Raw genomic sequence first — 19,985 nt, 5'->3', positions numbered from 1 at the left:
GTAGCAATCAGTACAAACAACCAGTACAAGGACATATCTGTGCAGAACACAACAGGGCAATACGTCCCGGCCCCCGACCGCTACGACACTATGCAGTACCGCAGAGTTGGAAATAGTGGCCTCAAACTGCCCGCCATTTCGCTGGGCATGTGGCACAACTTCGGCGATGACACTCCTATGGAACGGCAACGGGCCATTGTCCGGCGTGCGTTCGATCTGGGCATTACCCACTTCGACCTCGCGGACGGATATGGCCCTCCCGCAGGTGCTGCAGAGCGAAACGTCGGCCGGATTCTGTCCGAGGACTTCGCCGGTCTTCGCGACGAGATCGTGGTGTCAACGAAGGCCGGCTATTCCTTCTCTCCCGGCCCCTATGGTGGCGGCAGCTCCCGTAAGCACCTGTTGGCCGCGCTGGACCGGTCTCTGGACAACCTCGGGCTGGATTACGTGGACATCTACTACAGCCACCGCTTCGACCCGGAAACCCCGGTCGAGGAGACGGCCTCGGCCCTGGACACCGCCGTCCGTCAAGGCAAGGCGCTTTATGCCGGCGTCTCCTCCTACTCCCCGGCGCGCACCCTCGAGATCGCGGCCGCTTTGAGGGATTTGGGTACGCCTCTGCTGATCCATCAGCCCTCCTACTCACTCCTGAACAGGTGGGTCGAAGAGGGAAGCCCCAGCCTCCTCAAGGTCCTGGCCGACGAAGGCGTGGGTTGCATCGCCTTCTCGGTACTGGCCCAGGGTTTGCTGACCGGCAAGTACCTCAACGGCGTGCCTGCCGGTTCCCGGGCTACCCAGGGCAAGACGTTGAAGGACGGCATGCTCTCCCAGCAGAACCTCGACTTCTCCCGCGAGCTGGCCGCTATAGCCGAGGAACGGGGGCAGTCGCTGGCGCACATGGCCGTTGCCTGGGTACTGAAGGATCCCCGAATCTCATCCGTGCTGGTGGGCGCGAGCCGGCCCGAGCAGCTGGACGATACGGTAAAGGCCCTGCAGAGCCCGCCCTTCACGGAGGAGGAGCTCGCGCGCATCGAAGAATACGCGCGCGACGGCGGGCTCAACCTGTGGACCGTTTCGAGCGAGGCCTAAATGACAGGCAACGCCTTCCTCGAGCAGATCGAAGCGGACGAGCACGACCTGCAGTTCGCTCACTTTGACCGCCACGAAGCCTGGCGTCTGGGCTGTGAGTTGCGGGCCGCAGCGCTGAAAAGGAATCTGCCCCTGGTCATCGGCATCACCTTAGGCGAGCAAAGGGTCTTCCACACTGCATTACCGGGGGCTACCCCTGACAACGACGCGTGGCTTGAACGCAAGGCGGCCGTCGTCACGCACTTTGAGCGCAGTTCCATGGGCGTCGGTGAACACTTCCGCGCGCTCGGCCGTGTGTTCGAAGAAGATTCGCGGCTGCCGTTGGACCGCTATGCGGCCAACGGCGGTGTATTCCCTGTGACGCTCAAGGACTCGGGACTGGTGGTCGGCTATGTCGGCGTCTCCGGATTGCCGCAAATTGACGATCACGGTTTTTTGGTGGAGCAACTCAGGGCATTTTTGTCTGGAGGATCCGCGCCGGCGGTTGCCTAAGCCCCTGGCTGCATGCCCTGAAAAGTCCGCAAGCCCTTGGGCGCAAAAAGGAGGCCGACGGCGGCATTGAGTGCCGCCGTCGGCCTCCTTTTGCTTACGCCTTGTTGGGCGCCGGGTGACCCTGGCTTTATGCCGCGGCCGGGAGCGTGAGGTAGCTGCCTTCGATTGCCGAGGCATCAACAACAGGGGCACCCGCTACGGTGACATAGCTGCCACGGGTGCGGGGGGCGGCGTTCCGGTTGCCGGAAACCGTGACGTAGCTGCCCTCGGTGCCGGTAGAAACGCGGTCACCGGGCAGGGTGACGTAGCTGCCGCCGCGCGGGGCTGTGGTGGTGGCAGGCACGGAGGTGATGGTTGGGGTTACGGGGCGTTCGATCAGCAAAGTCATGTGATTCTCCTAGGGGGTACAGGATGAGGGGGCCATGTCCGGTTGTTGTGCCGCCCATGCAGGAGGATCAGGGATTCTGTCGCCAGCCCTGCTGGCCCGGGGGATGTTCACCCGGCGCGGCACTCAAGGTCTTCGGCGGCCTGTAACCAGTCTACGGAGTTATTGTGAGCTACTCATAATAAAGTGGGCAGACTCACGGTTGCGGTCGGCCGGGGTCGTCGAGGCAGAGCCACCATTGCTTTGGAAATCCCGCTACCAACCCGCCGTAGAGACCAGCAGATCAATGGTGCTTGGGCGCTGCGTCTTTGCCCCCTCGATTGGCCCGGAACTGCCTCCCGTGCGGGATCCGGGCAGACCGTCGATGTGACTTGCAAACCGATAGCAAGCTATGAATACTCGTGATCCGCGGTGCTTACCGTGGATCACTATCGATTTGGGGAAGAGTATGAAAAGCAGGAACGTGTTCATAGCTGGGATGGGCGTGCTGCTGGCCGCAACGCTTTTGGCGCCAGTACCAGCGAGGGCTGCCAAGCATCAAGCCACAACCGTCGCGAAATCTGATGTCAGGGCCAAAACCGCGCAGACTTCCGAAGCTGGTGACGCTTATGTTTCCTCGTCTGTAGAGAATGTCCAGGGACAGAAAGTTATCCGGTTGAACGCTGTCCGTGCGTCGTTCGAAGTTGCAGCTGACGGAAGCCTTATCGCAAAGGACGCCCAAGGGAATGTCTTGGAAACCATGTCGCCCAAGATAAGCCAGGGCGGCATCGACTACACCCTGAACTTCGAGGTCACCTCGAATCGGAAACAGGTTGATGTTTACTTCCACAGCACCAACGAAGCACCAGCCACCACACCAACTCTTCTCAGCGTGAACCAGGGATGCGCGTTCAATAACCTGCTCTGGGGACTCGGTACTGGCGCGCTCACTGGAGCCGGCGCCGGTGTCCCCGGCATCGTTATTGGCGGTCTAACCGGAGCAATTTTCTCCGGGATTCAAAGCGCAACAAGCTGCTGATATGAATCTGCGAACCACCAATCCAGTGAAACGGCGTCTGGCATGGGTCGGGTGGGGGTTCTTGGTCGGGGTGCTTACCCTTGGGATCAGATACCTGATCGGAGACTCCCAAAATGCTCTCAGTGCAACGATAACGGTACTGATACCCACTGCTGCGGCGTTCTTTGCCTCTCTCATCGTTATGAACAGCAACGACAACCAACAAAAGTAGCCCCTGGCGACAATTTGCGGACAAGAGCGTGTCCCCTTTATTCGGCAGACACGCTCTTGTCCCGATTGGGCGTTACTCAACTGGACATCTGGCATTGGACTGAAGTCGATATGTCACATTCCTAAATTCTCAGGGTAAGTCTTTCCGCTATATCGGCGGTCTAGACAGGTGACCAAACAGTCACCTATCCTTGGACTGTGGACGCCGTATTCAAAGCCTTGGCCGACCCCACCCGCCGGGACCTGCTCGATGAGCTCTTCCGGGAAGACGGGCAGACGCTCCACGCCCTTGAGGCGCACTTCGAGATGACCCGTTACGGGGTCATGAAGCACCTCAAGCTGCTGGAGGAAGCCGGGCTGGTGGTCACCCGCCGTCGTGGCCGGGAGAAACTGCACTTCCTGAATCCGGTACCCATCCGCCTGGTCCATGACCGCTGGGTCAGCAAATACGCAGAACCCTGGGCCGCTGGCCTCAGCGACCTCAAAACCAGATTGGAAAGTCCCATGGAAAAGATCTTCGAAATCTATATCAAGACCACGCCGGAACGGCTCTGGGAAGCCATCACGGACAGCAGCATCCGCAGCAAGTACCAGTTCGGCAACACCATCGACACCGACTGGTCCCCCGGCAGCAGCTACACCATGAACAACGTCAACGCCGGGGCACCCCTGGGCGAGGGCGAGAACCTGGAAGTGGACCAGCCGCGGAAGCTCGTCCAGACCATGCGCGCCCTCTGGGGTGATGACGTCAAAGCTGAAGGAACCAGCCGTATCACGTGGGAAATCGAACCCGTCGGCGACTCCTGCCGCCTGACCGTCACCCACGACCAGCTCCGCGAAGGCGCCAACGAACAGCTCTACGGCGGCTGGCCGATGATCCTCTCCGGTCTGAAAACCTGGCTCGAAACCGGCGAGAAGCTGACCACGCCGGGCTCGCTGATGTACACCTAGGAGTACATCAGTGAGGTACGTGGAGACTCGTATCTATTGGATGGCCCAATAGATACGACTCTTGTCCCCTAAAGCAAAGTTCTCCTCAAGGAAAATCTTGCCGCCCTCGATAGCTGCAGGGGGAACATCCATGCAGACCTGGTACGAGGCGTTTCCCCCATTTTCCAACGTCGGAACGTCCATGGCGCCCTGATCCAGAACAGCCCTGCAATCGCTGGCATCGTACTGGCGCGCATCGGAGCCTACGAACGTGGGTGCCAAATCGATCCATGGAGTTCCTTCTTCCGCGCCAACGTAGGTTGCACTGAGCTGAACCAGCACGTACTGGCCAACCGGCGGTTCGTTAAACTGATTTGCCCCCAAGACTTGATCGTTGGCGTTCAGGATCACGCCCGTTATGGCCACTTCGTAGTCCTCGCCGAGGGGGGCCGCGGTGCCGAGGCTGAGCGGCTGTTCAGCGGTGCCTGTAGTCGCGGGAGATGGCTCGGCCCCGCCGCCAGCGCCTTCATCCTGTTCGGGTTGGACACCTTCCACGGTCTCACCACCAACCGCGTCAGAAATTCCGCTCAGCATTGATGAGTAGATGGCTTGGGTAGCGAGGACCCCAACAATGGACAAGACTCCGATAACCAATGAGGCTATGGCCATTCCTCGATAAGTCGACCTGCCGCGTACCGTCTGGACAATTGCGATGACGCCAAGAATTACAGCGATGGCTCCGAGGAAGAAAACTGCATTGTTGACAATAGGAATCCAACAAAGAAGTAACGCTATACCAGCCAGGATCAGTGCGGTAATTGCTATCGCCTTGCCGTGCTGCGTTGGACCACTGCCGGGTTCTTCCTCGTCAATCCAGAGTTGGTGGCCCGGAGGAGCAGGCCCCCACGATGGATCGGGCTGCCAGTCAGGTCCCGGCTGCCATCCCTTAGGCGGCGTCGGCCAATTGCTGGGCGGGTTATAACGCTTCACTTGAGCCCCCTATTTGATTGCAGGCGCACCAACCCAACGCTGATCAGCCTGGGAATAGAAGCATGTCCCCCAAAAACCGCGTCGGCTGAAAAACGCAGGCAGATGACGCTCAACAGTTCCATGAAGCTCGTTCCTGCCTACCGAGCACATTCGATGCTGGACACCCGTTTTCAGGTTTTCGAGCTTCAATTGAAAGTATGAACTCAAAATCCACCAACTGGAATAGGCAGATCCCGGAGATCAGGAGTTCCACTACGCGGGATAATTAACCCATGACCGATCAGGACCGGGATCTCTGGGATGAGTTCGACCGGCTCAGGCCCGCGGCCCCCGACCGCGTCGCAGGCCTGCCCGGCGGCGAGCCGCAGGGCTTCGGCTTCCGGACCGGAGTGCGCAGCGCCAGGGTGGCCCTTGGCTTCGCCCTCTACACGCTGATCCTCGGCAGCGCCCTGACGGTCACCGGAGCAGTCATCTTCACCATCCAGCGTCAGTGGCTGCTGTTCGGGCTGATGGTGTTGATCGAGGCAATCTTCGTGCTCGGCTTCCTCCGGCTCGCCAGGCTGGCCCGCAACCGCAAGCACTGAAAGGCATTGTGTTCCATCTGCCCACGCCCTACCGTGAAGGAACGGTCGGCCGAAGCGCAGGGGTGGCATGCAAACTATTTCCCGGTCAGCGCGCTGCCTCCTGATCTGCCTTCTAACCGGCGGCGTCCTCGGCGGCGCCACCCCGGCACCTGACCCCGCCAATCCCCCGCCCGCCCCCGCGAGCGCCGAACAGACCTACGAAACCCTCGATTCCTTCCTCCGGGAGCAGATGGACGCCCTCGGGATTCCGGGAGCTGCCGTCGCCGTCGTACATAACGGCACCCAGGTGCACTCCGCCGCCTTTGGCCGCGCGGACGATACCGGGCGGCCGATGACCACCCGGACACCCGTCCTGCTGGCCTCCACCAGCAAGTCCCTCACGGCGATCGCCGTGATGCAGCAGGTGGAGTCCGGCCGGCTGCGACTGGACGAGCCCGTGCAGACCTACCTGCCCTGGTTCACGCTGGACAGAAGCCGCTCGTCCGCCATTACGGTGCGCCACCTGCTCCACCAGTCCAGCGGCATGGCATCCAAGGACACCGCCTTCGAAGCCTCCGACGCGCAGGACCCCGACGCCCTGGAACAAGGGGTCCGCGCCCTGTCAGATTCCGCGCTGGCCGGCGAACCGGGCCAGGCCTTCCACTACGCCAGCGCCAACTTCAACATCCTTGGCCTCCTGGTACAGACGGTATCCGGCCAGCCGTTTGGCGAGTACCTGGAGCAGCACGTCTTTGGGCCGCTGGACATGACGCACAGCCACCCGACGCGGGCCGAGGCACGCGCGGATGACGTAGCCGCGGGTTACTCGCTGTGGTTCGGCCGGTTCTGGCGCCAGACCGACGTCCCCGCGCCCACCACCGGCATGCCGTCCTCCACCCTGTATGCCTCTGCCGAGGACCTGGGCCATGAACTCACTGCACTGCTCGACGGCGGCCGGTATCGCGGGGAACGGATCCTCCAGCCGGAGAGCGTGGCGGCGATGCTGGAACCGGCTGTGCAGGTGGACGGGTCCAAGTGGTACGCCATGGGCTGGTTCACCCGGCCGCTGGTGGAGTCCACCAATCCTGCGGATTCCGTCCCGGAGGAGGAACTGCCGCTGCTGGCGGAGCATCAGGGCGAATGGGGCAACAGCCACACCTACCTGGCGATGGTTCCGGAGTCCGGCCTGGGCGTCGCCCTGGTGATCAACGGCAACGACACCGCCGCCCCGTCGCGGCTGAAGGCCATCGACACCAACCTCTTGCGGATCCTCCACGGCCAGGCCCCCGTTCCCACGGTCATCCAGGAGGACTGGCTGCAGCGCTACAGCTGGCTGGTCGCCCTGGGGCTCCTGCTCGCGGAGCTATTGAGCCTGTGGCTGGCGTTCAGGGTCCTGCTCCGACGGCGGGAAGCGTCCCGAAAGCGGCGGGTTCTCTTGGCGTGGGGTGCCGCCGCCCTCGCCCTCGACGGGTTCGCGCTGTGGCTCTGTTTCATCTACGCCCCAGTACAGTTCGACACCCACCTGTTGGTGATCCTCCGGCAGTTCCCCGACGTCGGCATCTCGCTGGTGCCGGTACTCATCCTTGCCATTCTCTGGCCGATCCCGCGGACCATCTGGCTGCTCACCCGGCTGCGGGCGGGCACCGGCACTGGCCCCAAGACGCGGCACAGGGCGAAGTCCGCCGCTCCCTAAGGTGACCGGAATCGCCCAGCCGGGTGCCGCCGTCGTACCCGGCGTACCCTGAGGCTATGGACTCCGAAGTCCGGTATCTCAGGCTGCGCACCGGCATCACTGTGCCTTGCTTTATCCACGGCGACGCCGGCCGGAAGCCTGTGCTGCTGCTGCACGCCTGGGGCGAATCCGCCGGCAGCTTTGACAGGCTGATACCCGCACTGACCGGCTTCACGGTGCATGCACCGGACCTCCGCGGGCAGGGCGGGGCGGACAAACCGGAGGGCGGTTATTCCCTGGCGCAGCAGGCCGAGGACGCGGCAGCCATCCTGGATGCGCTCGAGGTGCCGCGTGCCTACGTCGTCGGCTCCTCCAGCGGTGGTTACGTCGCCCAGCAGCTCGCGGTTGCGCACCCGGATCAGGTCGCGGCACTGGTTCTGGTGGGCGCGCCTTTGAGCCTTCAGGGACGCCCGCCGTTCGCTGACGAAGTTGCCAGGCTGAAGGACCCGCTCGATGAACGCTGGGTCAGGGACTCACTGGCCTGGTTTCCGCTGCTGCAGGAGGTCCCGCACTGGTTCGTCGAGGACCGCGTGCGCGACGGCCTCAGGATGCCGGCCCACGTCTGGAAAGGAATCCTCAACGGCCTCTGTGAGGCCACCCCTCCCACGGAATCCGGGACCATCCACGCGCCGACGTTGATCCTCTGGGGCGCACAGGACGTCCTGCTGCCCCGCACGGACCAGGAAACCCTGGCGCGCCGGATCGCCGGATCCGTGCTGAAGGTCTATCCCGACGTGGGGCATCTGGTGCTTTGGGAGTGCCCGAACCAGGTGGCAGAAGATACGACGACGTTCCTCACCGTGCTGGGGCTGGTCACCCCCGCGGCGGAGTAGGTACAGGCGGCGGGGGCCGGACCCAGGCCTACTATTCCCCTATGGACCAGAAACTGCACTTCATCACCTTCGCCACCGAGGACCTCGACCGCGCCCGCCAGTTCTACTGCGCAGGACTGGGCTGGGACCCGCTGATGGACATCCCGGGTGAGATCCTCTTCTTCCAGGTCGCGCCCGGGATAGTTCTCGGCCTGTTTGACGCCGTGAAATTCCGGCAGGACCTCAACAGCCCGGAAACAGCCGGGGTCAGCGGTGTGACCCTTTCGCACAACGTCGGCAGCGCAGCCGAAGTGTCCAGCACCATTGACAAGCTCGCTGCGGCGGGCGGCACCATCCTGAAGCCGGCGCAGGCCGGCGAGTTCGGCGGCATCTTCCATGGCCACGTCAAGGACCCCAACGGCATCGTCTGGGAAATCGCCCACAACCCCGGCTGGCGCATCGAGGACGACGGTACGGTCGTCTTCGGCTAGCCGGCACCTGGCTCACCCAGCCGCGGCGACGGCTTCCTCCGGCTGGACAAGCTCCAGATAGCCGGTACCGTTGCGGCGCCAGGTCTGGTTCTGCGCATCACGGAACTGCAAACGCGTCACGCACCAAGTGGCCTTGCGTGTAATAGGCCTCGTGAAGCCGCCCAGTGTCTGGAGGTGGTCTGGCAGCGCCCAACCGCTCCGGTCCTTGTTCGCCGTTACGAAGTACTCCCCTGGTGGCAACATCTGCAACGTCAAGGGCCGCAGTGTTCCCCGAAGGTCTTGGGCGTTCAGCTCAATGGCAAAGATCGGGGTCGATGACTGATTGTTGACCACCACGCCGTAGGACACTTCGTCGCCTTCAAAGTATGCTGCGCTCCAAGCCGAAACCCCGCTGGCGTTTTCACGCCGCCGGGCTTCTTCCGCCATCTGGTCCCGATTACTCTCGATCCTGAAAACCCGGGCAGCCGTCCAGGCCGCCCACCCCGCCGCAATCAACGCCAGTAAGCTGCACAATGCAGAAATCCACTCAGCCATTACATCCCCCTCTAGTGACCGGACTTAGCCACGGTAAATCCACGAGGGGGCCACCTGTCCAGTCAAACCAATTCCGTAACGTCAGACCGAGGAGTCCGTAACGTCAGACCGAGGAGTGAGGCGAGTGATCAAAAGGCGGCCGCCGCACAAAACCATCGCCCGCCCTGATACGCCACCCGGGCGTCATCAACCCGCTCTAATTCCGAAACCAAACGTTCACTGTGATAATCCGTTAGCTATGTCTTCTTCATCCAGTTCGTCCGCGACGGCGTCCGCCGCCGAAGAACGCAGCGCCCGCGTCGCCGTCACCCTTTTTCCCATCCTGATCCTGGCCGGTGGTGCCGTGGCGCTTGCCGCTCCCTCAGCCTTCACCGGCCTGGCCCCCTGGATAACTCCGCTGCTGGGCGTCATCATGTTCGGCATGGGCCTGACCCTCACGCCCCCTGACTTCGCCGTCATCGCCAGGCGCCCTGTTCCGGTGGTCATTGGCGTTGTGGCACAGTACGTGGTCATGCCGCTGTTGGGCTGGGCGATCGCGGCGGCACTGGGGCTGCCGCCTGCACTGGCTGCCGGCGTCATCCTGGTGGGTTGCTGCCCGGGTGGAACGGCGTCCAACGTGGTGTCCTACCTGGCCAGGGGCGATGTGGCGCTGTCCGTCGCCATGACCACCGTGTCAACGCTGCTTGCTCCGCTGCTGACCCCGGTGCTGGCGCTGTGGCTGGCCGGCCAATACATGCCGGTCGACGCCGGTTCCATGGCCTGGTCTATCGTCCAGATCGTGCTGTTGCCTGTGCTGCTGGGGCTTGTGATCCGGTTCTTCCTGCCACGCCTGGTCACCCGGGCGCTGCCTGCCCTTCCCTGGATTTCCGTCATCGCCATCACCATTGTGGTGGTTGCTGTGGTTGCCGGAAGTGCTACCGCCATCTTCTCGGCCGGGCTGCTGGTCCTCCTGGCTGTCATTCTGCACAACGGCCTGGGCTATGCCCTCGGGTACACCGCGGCCCGCCTGTTCCGGCTGCCGATCCCTTCCCGGCGTACTACAGCGATTGAGGTCGGCATGCAGAACTCAGGGCTTGCGGCAGGCCTGGCCCGCCAGTACCTGACTCCCGAAGCGGCCCTGCCCGGCGCTATATTCTCCGTCTGGCACAACGTTTCCGGGGCCGTACTGGCCGCTTACTGGCGCCGCAGCACTCCTGGCGTGCGCAGTGGTGACGCGGTGCCAGCGGCCGTTACCGAGTAAAGCGGCACGTCGCGCCAGGGTTTCTTCACAGGGTCCGTCAGGGATGATAGGGGGATGTTCGAAGATTTCATCGTTGAGAAAGTTGAAGTCGGAGACGCAGTGTTGCACGTCCGGCATGGAGGTAGTGGGCCCGCGGTTTTGTTGCTGCACGGACACCCCCGCACTGGAGCGACCTGGCATAAGGTAGCCCCGCAGCTGGTCCAGGCTGGCTTCACTGTGGTGTGCCCGGATCTGCGCGGATACGGTTTGTCAACGGGACCGGCGCCGACCCCGGACCACAGCGCTCATTCGAAGCGAGCCGTGGCCGGCGACATGGCCCAACTGATGACCGCGCTCGGGCACGAACGTTTCCATCTGGCCGGGCACGATCGAGGGAGCTACGTAGCGCTGCGCCTTGCGCTCGATCACGAGCACCGCATCGACCACCTCGCCTTGCTGGACTGCATTCCGATCAGCGAGCACCTCAACCGCGCAGATGCCCGTTTCGCAACAATGTGGTGGCACTGGTTTTTCTACGCACAACCTGAGATCCCCGAGCGTGTCATCAACGCGGACCCGGATACCTGGTACCAGGGTGACCCCCAATCAATGGGTGCCGGGAACTACGCCGAGTGGCGCAACGCCATCCGCAAACCGCAGGTTGTGCGCGCCATGCTGGAGGACTATCGTGCCGGACTCACCATCGACCGAGCCCACGAGGAAGCCGATAGAGCTGCAGGGCGGCGTCTTACCGTTCCCCTGCTCGTGCTGTGGTCACTGCGGGACGACCTCGAACAGCTCTACGGCAATCCACTAACAATCTGGCGGGCATGGGCCGAAGACGTCCGAGGGCACGGCATTGATTCCGGACACCACGTCGCCGAGGAAGCACCCGATGCACTAAGCCGAGCTCTCGCTGACTTCCTACCTGACCATTGGAACCAAGGCACTCGCTGACCAGCCAGGCACGGATACTAGAGGGGATCCTGCACGGTCAGGTTCGAACCTTCGGCTCGGCCGAAGTCTGTGCGTAGCCACGTGGAGAGGTCGGCAGCGGGCGGATCACGTCGCGATGCCGGGCGGCCGTCAAGCACTTCGCTTATCCGGTCGAGACGGAACACTCTCCAATCGTCGCGGTCCAGATCGTAAGCCAGTACGTTCCACCGCCCACGGACAAATAGGCACCGCACGGAGTCGACCCGTCGGCTCGAGGTGACCCCGTGCTGGTCCGTGTAGGAAAAGAAGACACTGAGGTCGGCGGCGGCTGCGGTCGTCAGCGGCCCGAGGACGCCATCTGCCGCTGACCCGTCGAGCTCAAGGGTCTCGCTGTTAGCTGCGACGCCGCCGGCAATTGCCGCCAGTCGACGAGGAAGGACCTGGTGCAGCTTGACCAAGGCTCGTGCGGCGGCCTCCGCTGTTGCACCCTGCTCGGCCATCCGCAGCCCTACGACCAGGGCGATAACCTCGTCGTCATCGAAGACCATCGGCGGCAGCCGGGATCCCGCTGCGAGCCGGTAATAACCGCCGGGCCCGGGCTTACTCACCACCTCGTAACCGAGGCCGGCAAGTCGACGCAGGTCACGGCGTAACGTGCGCGGGCTGGTGCCAGTTCGTTCGGCGAGCTCCGCGGCGGACCACGAGGACCGCACCTGAAACAGGGTCAACAGGCGCAGGGTGCGAGCGGCGACATCGGACTCCATAACATTGACCAGAATAGGCCAAGATGTGGCCGTGATGAGTCCACATCTGGGGCTAGCGTGATTCCTATGAAGATTGCCACCACCGCCCCGTCCGGAAACGTGGGCCGCCACGTCGTACACGACCTCATCCGAGCAGGGGTGAAACCTCGTGTCCTGGGACACCGTCCAGAGAGCCTCGACCCCGCTCTGCGAAACCACGTTGATCTGAACATCGTCGACCTCGCCGACAGCCAAGCCGTAAAGGAAGCTGTTCAGGACATCGACGCGCTCTTCGTCACGGTCCCGTCCGTGATGTCAGAGGACCCCCTGGCCGAGTACGAACGCTTCGGCGTCTCAATCGCCGAAGCCGTGACCCGCGCCCGAGTGGCCCGGGTGGTGCTGCAGAGCAGCGTGGGCGCAGAACTGCGCCAGGGCGCCGGTGACATAGACGGACTGGCCAGGGTCGAGGAACTGCTCGACGGCACCGGCGCCTCAGTGCTGCACCTGCGCTGCGGGTTCTTCTTCACCAATCTGCTGCTGCAGATCGATGAGATCCGCGCCGGCGAAGTCTCAGTCGTGCTTCCCACGGATCAGCCGATGGCATGGGTTGCTCCCATCGACATCGCCCACGTCGCCACATCGTGGCTGCTCAGAAGCGACTGGTCCGGCCGCCATGTTCGGGCCGTACACGGACCCCAGGACCTGAGCTGGGAAGACGCTCTAGCCGCTGTCACGCAGTCAACCGGACACTCCGTGCAGGCCCGGCGCATTCCTGACGACGACATGCGCGCCATCCTCGCGAGTGCCGGGATGAGCGTGAAACAGATCGAGTCAATCCTCGGAATGTCGACCGGGCTGCGTGAGGGGTTCACCCCTGAACAATCCCGCGATGCCACCACCACTACGACAACCACGCTGGCGGCCTGGTCCTGCGATGTCCTCCGCCCCCTGCTCAGCAGCACCTTAAGCTGATCTGCAAACCGTGGGCGGCTTTCGCCTCGCGGTACTCGGGAAACGGGTTCCCCTGGACCGACCCGGGGAGAAAAAATGGCCCGTCTTAGACTGGGCGCATGAAAGCGAAGGCTCTATCTGACCCGCAGCCGGTTGCGACCCCTCCACGATTCGCGGACCCACGGAGAATGGGGGCACTAATCGGCCTCGTTGGGGCTTGCTTATTCGTCTTCTCTTACGCCGGAGGGCTGGAAGAACCTATCCCGATCGTCGCGTATGTCTCCGTCGTCGTGCTGGTTTTGGCCACGCTGTGGTACCTGTTCGTACAAACTCGATGGATCGGCCCATTTCTGCCCGCGAAGGTCTGGCAGATCGGGGTCTATGTAGCCTGCGTCGTGGCCGAATTTGTACTGATCGGTGTTGGAACCCAGTGGCTGATTGCCATGGACAGAGCTGAACTGCGCCCCGCCCTTATCGCTCTTGTGGTCGGTATGCATTTCGTGCCGTTTGCCTGGGCCTTCCGCGAACGAATGTTTTATCTCCTCGGAGCCTCTTTGGTTCTCCTCGGCGGCACCGGACTGCTCATCAACGAGAGCACAGGAGCCTTGGCGGCAGCGGTAGGGTCCGGACTGGTCATGCCATTACTTCTCTTGGCTTACAGTCGCGGCGCTTTCGCGAAAGGACACCAATGAGGTGGTGAAACCCGGCAAGTCCCGTCGTCCACAGCCTAAGTTCGTCATACACGCTTGGCGTCTGCACCCCGCCGTGGGATGCCCACAGCGGGATGCAGAACAGCTCCGTGTGGAGCTGGCCCTACACGAACCGGCCAGGCCGGAACGTCTCAAGCATCGGGTGCTTGTCCCCGGTGAGGATTTCGCCGGCCAGCAGCTCACCGGCAATGAGTCCCAGCGTCGCCCCGGAATGGGTAAAGGCCAGAAAGCAGCCGGGGACACTTTCAAGTTCACCGAAAACCGGTTCCCCGTCCCCGGGGATGGGCTTGTAGCCGATCTTCCAGGATGCCGGCTTAAGCTCCGGGTTGCCTGCCAGGAGCTTCGACGCCTCATCCGCGAGTTCCTGAACCACCTCATCGGGAATGCTGAAGCTTCCGTCAGCGTGTTGGGTGATGCTCTCTTCGTACCAGTCGTGATCCAGGGCCAGGGTGTTGCCCGGGTTGGGCCGCACGGCGGCCCGGGGAGTGTTCAGTACTGCAGCCAGGCCGTGCTCCACCGGCTTAGTGGTAACCAGCATGGACACTGGCGAGCCGTTGGGGATTACGACTCCCAACGGGGCCACAACGGCCGGAGTCGCCGCGCCGCAGGCAACCAGGACGGCGTCGGCGGCCTGCACCGCACCGGTGGCGAGCTGCACACCTGCTGCACGCCCGCCGTCGACCATCACAGTGGCCTTCCCGGCGTTGAGGACCAGTTCCCCACCCAGACCGTGGAACTCCTCCATCAGGTAGTCCACCAGGTGCGGCAGGCTGACCCAGCCTTCGCCAGGATTGAAAATCGCGTTCTCGGGGACTGCGGTGGCGTCCACACCGGGAACAACTCCGCTGATATCTGCCGGGTCCAGCAGCTTGGAGTCGTAAGCAATGCTGCGCTCGTAGCGGTGCCGGGCAGTGGTGACATCAGCCTGGCCTGCCAGGTTCCACGTCAGGCCGCCGCCACCGAACTGCAGCCATTCCCGGGATGGGTCCGCGGCAAACAGGGTCCGGTACCGGTCAACGCCGGCCAGGCGCAGCTGGTGATAGGGCGTGCTGCGTTCACCTGCAGAGTTCAGCCAGGACAGTGAGCGGCCGGAGGCCTCACTGACCAGGCCGTTCTCGGTCACCAGGACCACTGCAGCGCCTTCGCGGAGGAGATGGACGGCAGTGGAAACGCCAAGGATTCCGCCACCGATGACGGCAATTCTTTTGGCGGAGCTTGCGGAGGACATGGATGCTCGCTTTCGTGGGTTGGAATATGCGCCGGAACGGGATGCGTCAGGCAAGAGCGTGTACTTCTTCGATGATTTTCAGGACGTCGACGGCGTCTGCCGGGTCAACCGGAAGGGCCGCTCCGTGCAGGAGAGCCGCAGCGAGGAGCCGGTAGAACTCCGGATAGCTTCCACGTTCGGCCGGAACAGCTGTGGTGGCGCCGTCGACGCCCAGCACGCCCCACGCTGAAGGAGGTTCGACGCCGTAGCTTGGGTCCGTGGGGAGGGTCCCGGCGTCGAGGGCTGGTTCCTGGCCGTCCAGTCCCTGCTTGCAGTAACCGGCGGAGGAGCCCAGCACGTGGAACCGTGGCCCGGCCAGGGCCGCGGCACCGTTCATCCACAACCGGGACCGCACGCCGGAGTAATGCAACAGGGAGACAAAGGCTTCCTGCTCCGCTGCGGGCCCGTCTGCGTCGGTACCGGCAACTTCCCCGTAACTGCGTGCCACCGGCCCGAACAACTTGATGGCCTGGTCGATCAGGTGGGCGCCCAGGTCATGCAGGATTCCGCCGCCCTCGGCGGTCGTGGCCGCATCGCGCCAGTTGCCGAAGCCTTCCGGGCGCCACCACTCAAAGCGGGACTCAAATGTCCGCACCTCCCCCAGGCCGCCGGCGTCGATAAGCTTCTTCAGCGTCAGGAAATCGGCGTCCCAGCGGCGGTTCTGGAAAACGGTCAGCTTCACGCCGGCTTCTGCTGCCTGGGTTATCAGCTCCTGTCCGTGGTTTGAAGTGGGTACAAACGGCTTATCCACCACCACATGCAGCCCGTGCCCGATGGCCGCCGCTGCCAGCTCGACGTGGGTTGCCGGCGGGGTCCCCAGTACCACCAGATCCAGCTCACCGGCCAGCGCAAACAGGGCCTCCGGCGTCGGAATAATGCGGGCCTTGGGATAACGCGCCGCAGCGGCGGCAGCGCGATCCGGGTCAGCAGTGACAATCACATCCAGCGAGAAGGCGGGATCGGCATGGATCAGTGGTGCGTGGAAAACCCGTCCGCTGATCCCGAAGCCGACGACGGCAGTTCTGATGGGTGCCGTTCCGACAGGTGACTGCCCTGCTGCAGCCATCACAGGACCTCGGAGAGGAAGCGCTGGAGGCGTTCACTCTTGGGGTTGTCGAACAGCTCCGCCGGTGAGCCGGCCTCAACCACTTCCCCCTCGTCCATGAAGACGACCTGATCGGCCACCTTCCGGGCGAAGCCCATCTCGTGCGTAACCACCACCATGGTCATCCCCCGTTTGGCGAGCGAGGCCATGAGCGTCAGGACCCCTTTGACCAGTTCCGGGTCCAACGCGCTGGTGGCTTCGTCGAAGAGCATCACCTCCGGCTCCATGGCCAGGGCACGGGCAATGGCGACGCGCTGCTGCTGTCCGCCGGAGAGGTCCCGCGGGCGGTGGTCTGCGCGGTCTCCGAGGCCTACCTCCGCCAGGCGCCGGCCCGCCCGTTCCATGGCCTCGGCCTTGGGCATCTTCTTGACACTCCACAGGGCAAGGGCCACGTTCTCCAGAGCGGTGTGGTCCGGGAAGAGGTTGAAGTGCTGGAACACCATGCCGATCCGGCTGCGCAGGATATCCGGGTTGACCTTCAGGGCACTCTCGCCGGCCAGTATCACATCGCCGCTTTTGGGTTCGTGGAGCCGGTTGACGCCGCGGAGCAGAGTGGACTTGCCCGAACCGGACGGGCCGATGATGCAGGTGGTGGTGCCCGGCGCCACCGTGAGGCTAACGTTGCGGAGCACCTCAATGTCCCCATAGGCCATGGTCAGGTTCCTCAGCTCCAGGCTGGAGCCCTGGAAGGTCTGGATGTCCGCAGTGGCGGCGTTGCCCGGGACGGTTTTCTGGCTGCTGGCGTTGTGACTGCTGGCGGTGGTGATCATGTGTTGCTTCCTGTAGTCAGCGGCGAGGCCGCATCGAGTTCCTTGACTTCGTTCAGTCCGCTGCTGGGTGCCGTAGGCCGGCGTTTTCCTGCCCGGAAGCGGTTGTCAAAGTAGTTCACCAGGTGCGTAAGCGGCACGGTGATGATGAGGTAGAAAATGCCGGCCATAACCAGCGGGGACAGGTTGCCGGAGAGCACGGCGGCGTCCTGGCCCACGCGGAAGAGCTCACGCTCGCTGACCAGCAGGCCCAGGAAGTACACCAGCGAGGAGTCCTTCACGATCGCGATGAACTGGTTGACCAGCGCCGGGAGTACCCGGCGGATGCCCTGGGGAATCACCACCAGCGCCATGGACTTGCCGTAGCTCATGCCCAGGGCCCGGCACGCCTCGCCCTGGCCCTTGTCCACGCTCTGGATACCGGCCCGGAAGATCTCGCCGATGTAAGCGCTGGCGATCAGGCTGAGCGCGATGATGCCCAGCGGGTAGGGCGAGGGTCCGAAGATGGACTGGCTCAGCCGGGCGAACCCCTGGCCAATCAGGAGGATGGTCAGGATCGCGGGCAGGCCGCGGAACAGGTCGGTGTAAATTCGTGCGGGGATGCGGAGCCACTTGGACGGAGAGATGCCCATGACGGCGACGACCATGCCAAGCACAACGCCAATGATCGTGGCGGCAACGGAGATAATCAGGGTGTTGAGGAGGCCCACAGCCAAAAGCTGGGGCAGGACTTCGAGCATTGCCTCAAAGTCAAAGAAGGTGCGGATGATGGTGTCGAACCAGTCCATAGTTACTCTCAGACGTAGTTTGCTGTTGGAAGGGGGCAGCCCAGGGCGCTGTTAGGCGCGGGCCTTCCCCGCATCCTTGTGAGTATTACTTGCTTGGGGCCGGGCTAGCCGTTTGCTCAGCCTTGGGAAGGTACTGCTCGGGCATCGGGGAGCCGGGGAACCACTTCTGGTACAGCTCCTTCCAGGTGCCATCCTCCATCGCCTCGGCCAGGCCCTTGTCCAGGGCTTCTTTGAGCTCGGTCTTGCCCTTGGCGATGGCGAACCCGGCCGGGGCGTCAAAAGACGGAATGTCCGCGGCGCTGACCAGGCCGTACTGCTCCTGATAGGACTTGGCGGCCTCGTAGTCCAGGAAGTGGGCGTCCACCGAGCCGCTGTTAAGGGCGGAGACGGCGGTGTTGTTGTCCGGGAAGCGCACCAAACTGGCGGAGGTAAAGTTCTTGACGGCGTAAGCCTCCTGCAGCGTGCCCTGGACAACGCCCAGGCGCTTGCCGTTGAGCCCCTCAGAGCTGGTGACGCCGGACTCCTTGGTGGTCATGACCGTCAGGTAGCCGGCTAGGTAGCCTTCGGAGAAGTCGACCGTTTCCTTGCGCTTGTCCGTGATGCCGATTGCCGCTACGCCGGCGTCGAACTGCCCGTTGGCAACTGCGGCCAGCAGGCCGGAGAAGTCCTGCCCCGTGAAGACCACGTCGTTGATGCCGGCTCGCTTTGCTACATCGGTAAACAGTTCGACGTCGAAGCCGGTGAACTTACCCGAGGCGTCCGTGAAGGTGTAGGGCTTGGAGTCTCCCAGACTCGCAACACGTACGGTGCCCGGCTCGATGAGGCCATACGGGTTCTCTGCCGGAGAGGACGAAGCCGTGGACGAGCCTGCGCAACCGGACAGTGCGAGGACGGCGGCAACGGCCGCCGCAACGAGCGCCCCGGGGCGCAGAGTGGTTCGAGTAATCACAGCGAGTTTCCAATCGTAAGAAGCGGAGGACGGAGGATGAGGATCCATCGGTGCGTTGGATCCTTGGTGCGGCACCCTTGCAGAGTCCGGTCTCAGTCTCTAAGATTGAGACCGGACTCACATGGATTCATAGAAATGTAACCCAAGCCACAACCGGCGTCAAGAGCCCGAAGAGAAAGGCCGAAATGAGTACTGATACTTCACGGCGGCGCGACGTCACTGTTGCAGACGTCGCCAAGGCTGCCCAGGTATCCAAGGCCCAAGCGGCACGCGCGCTGGGGAACTACGGCGCCGTCAGTGATGACGTGAGGGAGCGCGTGCTGGCCGCTGCTGAAGAGCTGAACTACCGCCCCAACGAACTCGCCCGCAGCATGAACACGGGAAAATCGAACACCATTGGCGTGGTGGTGGGCGACATCGAAAATCCGCACTTCGGCCTTGCCACCAGGGGGATCACCGACACCGCAAAGAAGAACGGATTCAACGTCATCCTGGTCAACACGGATGAGGACACTGCGGCCGAAGTGGACGCCGTCCGGGTCTTGATGGACAAACGCGTGGACGGCCTGATCGTCGCCCCGGCATCATCTGTTGATGTCCGGCATCTGGAAAGTGTCCACCAGGCCGGCAGGCCGCTGGTGCTTCTGGACCGTAAGGCTCCAAGCCTGGGCGTGGACACAGTGGCGGTGGAAATGGAAGGGATTTCCCACGAGTCCACCACGTACCTGATCCAGTGCGGGCACAGCCGGATCGCCTTCATTTCCACGATTCGAACGGACGAGGCTTATGCCGCGGATATGCCGTTGGACTCCTCGCAGATCTCCGACCGCCGGGATGGCATGAAGCGGGCGTTCGAGGAAGCGGGCCTCCCGCAGCCCGACGACCTGGTCCGCCTCAACGCCGGCGGCCCGGAGTCGATTAAAAAAATCACCCGGGAATTGCTGCAACAGCCGAACCCTGCCACGGCGATCATTGCCTCGGACGGGCTTATTGGCCTGAGCGTGGTGGAGGCCATACAGGACCTGGGCCTCTCCATTCCGGAGAACGTCTCATTCCTGATGTACGACGACTTCGCCTGGACCCGGCTCACCACCCCTCCCCTAACGGTCATTGCGCAACCCGTCTACGAAATGGGCGTCGCCGCCGCCGAGGCCGTCATTGGCCAGATTCAAGGCCGGAAGTCGCCTGCTGCCCTGCTGCCGATGGCTGCGACTTTGGTTAAACGCGGGTCCGTCGGGCCTCCGCGGGTAACGACGGCCGGCTAGACCCGCGGGTTTCTACAGGCCGGTTTGGACAGGCTGGTT

Annotated in this window: 22 protein-coding genes; 13 read left to right on the top strand and 9 right to left on the bottom strand. The window is 63.3% G+C overall.

Features of this window, described 5'->3' with window-relative positions; all coding sequences use genetic code 11:
- Positions 1–39 precede the first annotated feature (39 nt).
- The gene (gene mgrA, locus ACWA13_RS05510; RefSeq protein WP_463937149.1) at positions 40–1,089 is read left to right on the top strand and encodes an L-glyceraldehyde 3-phosphate reductase; all 1,050 of its coding nucleotides are present in this window, start codon (positions 40–42) and stop codon (positions 1,087–1,089) included.
- Positions 1,090–1,581 (top strand): heme-degrading domain-containing protein, encoded by a 492-nt coding sequence (locus ACWA13_RS05505; RefSeq protein WP_463937148.1) that lies wholly within the window; start codon positions 1,090–1,092, stop codon positions 1,579–1,581. It begins immediately after the preceding gene.
- 127 nt (positions 1,582–1,708) lie between these two features.
- On the opposite strand, the gene ACWA13_RS05500 is transcribed toward ACWA13_RS05505, so the two are convergent.
- Positions 1,709–1,969, bottom strand: a complete 261-nt coding sequence (locus ACWA13_RS05500) for a hypothetical protein (protein WP_463937147.1) — start codon at positions 1,967–1,969, stop codon at positions 1,709–1,711.
- 475 nt (positions 1,970–2,444) lie between these two features.
- Here ACWA13_RS05500 and ACWA13_RS05495 point away from each other — a divergent pair, with 475 nt between their 5' ends.
- Positions 2,445–2,984 carry a hypothetical protein gene (locus ACWA13_RS05495; protein WP_463937146.1) on the top strand — a complete coding sequence of 180 codons (540 nt, stop codon included), beginning with the start codon at positions 2,445–2,447 and terminating at the stop codon, positions 2,982–2,984.
- 408 nt (positions 2,985–3,392) lie between these two features.
- On the top strand, positions 3,393–4,145 hold the full coding sequence (locus tag ACWA13_RS05490; RefSeq protein WP_463937145.1) for an ArsR/SmtB family transcription factor: 753 nt from the start codon (positions 3,393–3,395) through the stop codon (positions 4,143–4,145).
- 33 nt (positions 4,146–4,178) lie between these two features.
- Here ACWA13_RS05490 and ACWA13_RS05485 read toward each other — a convergent pair whose 3' ends face one another.
- Positions 4,179–5,114: a DUF4190 domain-containing protein gene (locus ACWA13_RS05485; protein WP_463937144.1), complete on the bottom strand. Its 936-nt coding sequence runs from the start codon at positions 5,112–5,114 to the stop codon at positions 4,179–4,181.
- Between the two features lie 272 nt (positions 5,115–5,386).
- Here ACWA13_RS05485 and ACWA13_RS05480 point away from each other — a divergent pair, with 272 nt between their 5' ends.
- From ACWA13_RS05480 to ACWA13_RS05465, 4 genes are all read left to right on the top strand, one after another.
- On the top strand, positions 5,387–5,698 hold the full coding sequence (locus ACWA13_RS05480) for a hypothetical protein (RefSeq protein ID WP_463937143.1): 312 nt from the start codon (positions 5,387–5,389) through the stop codon (positions 5,696–5,698).
- Positions 5,699–5,765: 67 nt separating this feature from the next.
- Entirely contained in the window at positions 5,766–7,370 is a 1,605-nt protein-coding gene (locus ACWA13_RS05475; RefSeq protein ID WP_463937142.1) for a serine hydrolase domain-containing protein, read from the top strand.
- A 56-nt stretch (positions 7,371–7,426) separates the two neighbouring features.
- Positions 7,427–8,242 (top strand): alpha/beta fold hydrolase, encoded by an 816-nt coding sequence (locus tag ACWA13_RS05470; RefSeq protein ID WP_463937141.1) that lies wholly within the window; start codon positions 7,427–7,429, stop codon positions 8,240–8,242.
- 41 nt (positions 8,243–8,283) lie between these two features.
- Positions 8,284–8,712, top strand: coding sequence for a VOC family protein (locus ACWA13_RS05465; protein ID WP_463937140.1), 429 nt, complete (start codon positions 8,284–8,286; stop codon positions 8,710–8,712).
- 12 nt (positions 8,713–8,724) lie between these two features.
- On the opposite strand, the gene ACWA13_RS05460 is transcribed toward ACWA13_RS05465, so the two are convergent.
- Complete coding sequence (locus ACWA13_RS05460; RefSeq protein WP_463937139.1) at positions 8,725–9,246, bottom strand: hypothetical protein; 522 nt, start codon at positions 9,244–9,246, stop codon at positions 8,725–8,727.
- A 238-nt stretch (positions 9,247–9,484) separates the two neighbouring features.
- Between ACWA13_RS05460 and ACWA13_RS05455 the strand changes: the two genes are divergently transcribed.
- Together ACWA13_RS05455 and ACWA13_RS05450 are read left to right on the top strand one after the other, a co-directional pair.
- Positions 9,485–10,486, top strand: coding sequence for a bile acid:sodium symporter family protein (locus ACWA13_RS05455; RefSeq protein WP_463937138.1), 1,002 nt, complete (start codon positions 9,485–9,487; stop codon positions 10,484–10,486).
- Between the two features lie 54 nt (positions 10,487–10,540).
- Positions 10,541–11,422, top strand: coding sequence for an alpha/beta fold hydrolase (locus tag ACWA13_RS05450; protein ID WP_463937137.1), 882 nt, complete (start codon positions 10,541–10,543; stop codon positions 11,420–11,422).
- Between the two features lie 17 nt (positions 11,423–11,439).
- Here ACWA13_RS05450 and ACWA13_RS05445 read toward each other — a convergent pair whose 3' ends face one another.
- Positions 11,440–12,165 carry a helix-turn-helix transcriptional regulator gene (locus ACWA13_RS05445; RefSeq protein ID WP_463937136.1) on the bottom strand — a complete coding sequence of 242 codons (726 nt, stop codon included), beginning with the start codon at positions 12,163–12,165 and terminating at the stop codon, positions 11,440–11,442.
- Positions 12,166–12,231: 66 nt separating this feature from the next.
- On the opposite strand from ACWA13_RS05445, the gene ACWA13_RS05440 reads away from it, so the two are divergent.
- Together ACWA13_RS05440 and ACWA13_RS05435 are read left to right on the top strand one after the other, a co-directional pair.
- A complete protein-coding gene (locus ACWA13_RS05440) occupies positions 12,232–13,116 on the top strand; it encodes an NAD(P)H-binding protein (RefSeq protein ID WP_463937135.1) in 885 nt (294 codons plus the stop codon).
- 98 nt (positions 13,117–13,214) lie between these two features.
- Entirely contained in the window at positions 13,215–13,787 is a 573-nt protein-coding gene (locus ACWA13_RS05435; RefSeq protein WP_463937134.1) for a DUF7010 family protein, read from the top strand.
- A gap of 121 nt (positions 13,788–13,908) precedes the next feature.
- Here the strand turns inward: ACWA13_RS05435 and ACWA13_RS05430 are convergent, their stop codons facing one another.
- The 5 genes from ACWA13_RS05430 to ACWA13_RS05410 form a co-directional block, all read right to left on the bottom strand.
- Positions 13,909–15,033 (bottom strand): NAD(P)/FAD-dependent oxidoreductase, encoded by a 1,125-nt coding sequence (locus ACWA13_RS05430; RefSeq protein ID WP_463937133.1) that lies wholly within the window; start codon positions 15,031–15,033, stop codon positions 13,909–13,911.
- Between the two features lie 46 nt (positions 15,034–15,079).
- Positions 15,080–16,138, bottom strand: coding sequence for a Gfo/Idh/MocA family protein (locus ACWA13_RS05425; RefSeq protein ID WP_463937132.1), 1,059 nt, complete (start codon positions 16,136–16,138; stop codon positions 15,080–15,082).
- Positions 16,138–16,947, bottom strand: coding sequence for an amino acid ABC transporter ATP-binding protein (locus ACWA13_RS05420; protein WP_463937131.1), 810 nt, complete (start codon positions 16,945–16,947; stop codon positions 16,138–16,140). Before ACWA13_RS05420 ends, ACWA13_RS05425 begins: the two co-directional genes overlap by 1 nt.
- The gene (locus tag ACWA13_RS05415; RefSeq protein WP_463937130.1) at positions 16,944–17,732 is read right to left on the bottom strand and encodes an amino acid ABC transporter permease; all 789 of its coding nucleotides are present in this window, start codon (positions 17,730–17,732) and stop codon (positions 16,944–16,946) included. The genes ACWA13_RS05420 and ACWA13_RS05415 overlap by 4 nt, the downstream gene beginning before the upstream one ends.
- Positions 17,733–17,817: 85 nt before the next feature.
- Positions 17,818–18,681, bottom strand: a complete 864-nt coding sequence (locus tag ACWA13_RS05410) for an ABC transporter substrate-binding protein (RefSeq protein WP_463937129.1) — start codon at positions 18,679–18,681, stop codon at positions 17,818–17,820.
- A 185-nt stretch (positions 18,682–18,866) separates the two neighbouring features.
- On the opposite strand from ACWA13_RS05410, the gene ACWA13_RS05405 reads away from it, so the two are divergent.
- Positions 18,867–19,946 carry a LacI family DNA-binding transcriptional regulator gene (locus ACWA13_RS05405; RefSeq protein WP_463937128.1) on the top strand — a complete coding sequence of 360 codons (1,080 nt, stop codon included), beginning with the start codon at positions 18,867–18,869 and terminating at the stop codon, positions 19,944–19,946.
- Positions 19,947–19,985 lie beyond the last annotated feature (39 nt).

The organism is Pseudarthrobacter sp. TRD_SC_9 (assembly GCF_055361265.1).
The sequence above is the reverse complement of the archived record's forward strand: the minus strand, read 5'-3'. Positions and strand labels throughout refer to the sequence as shown.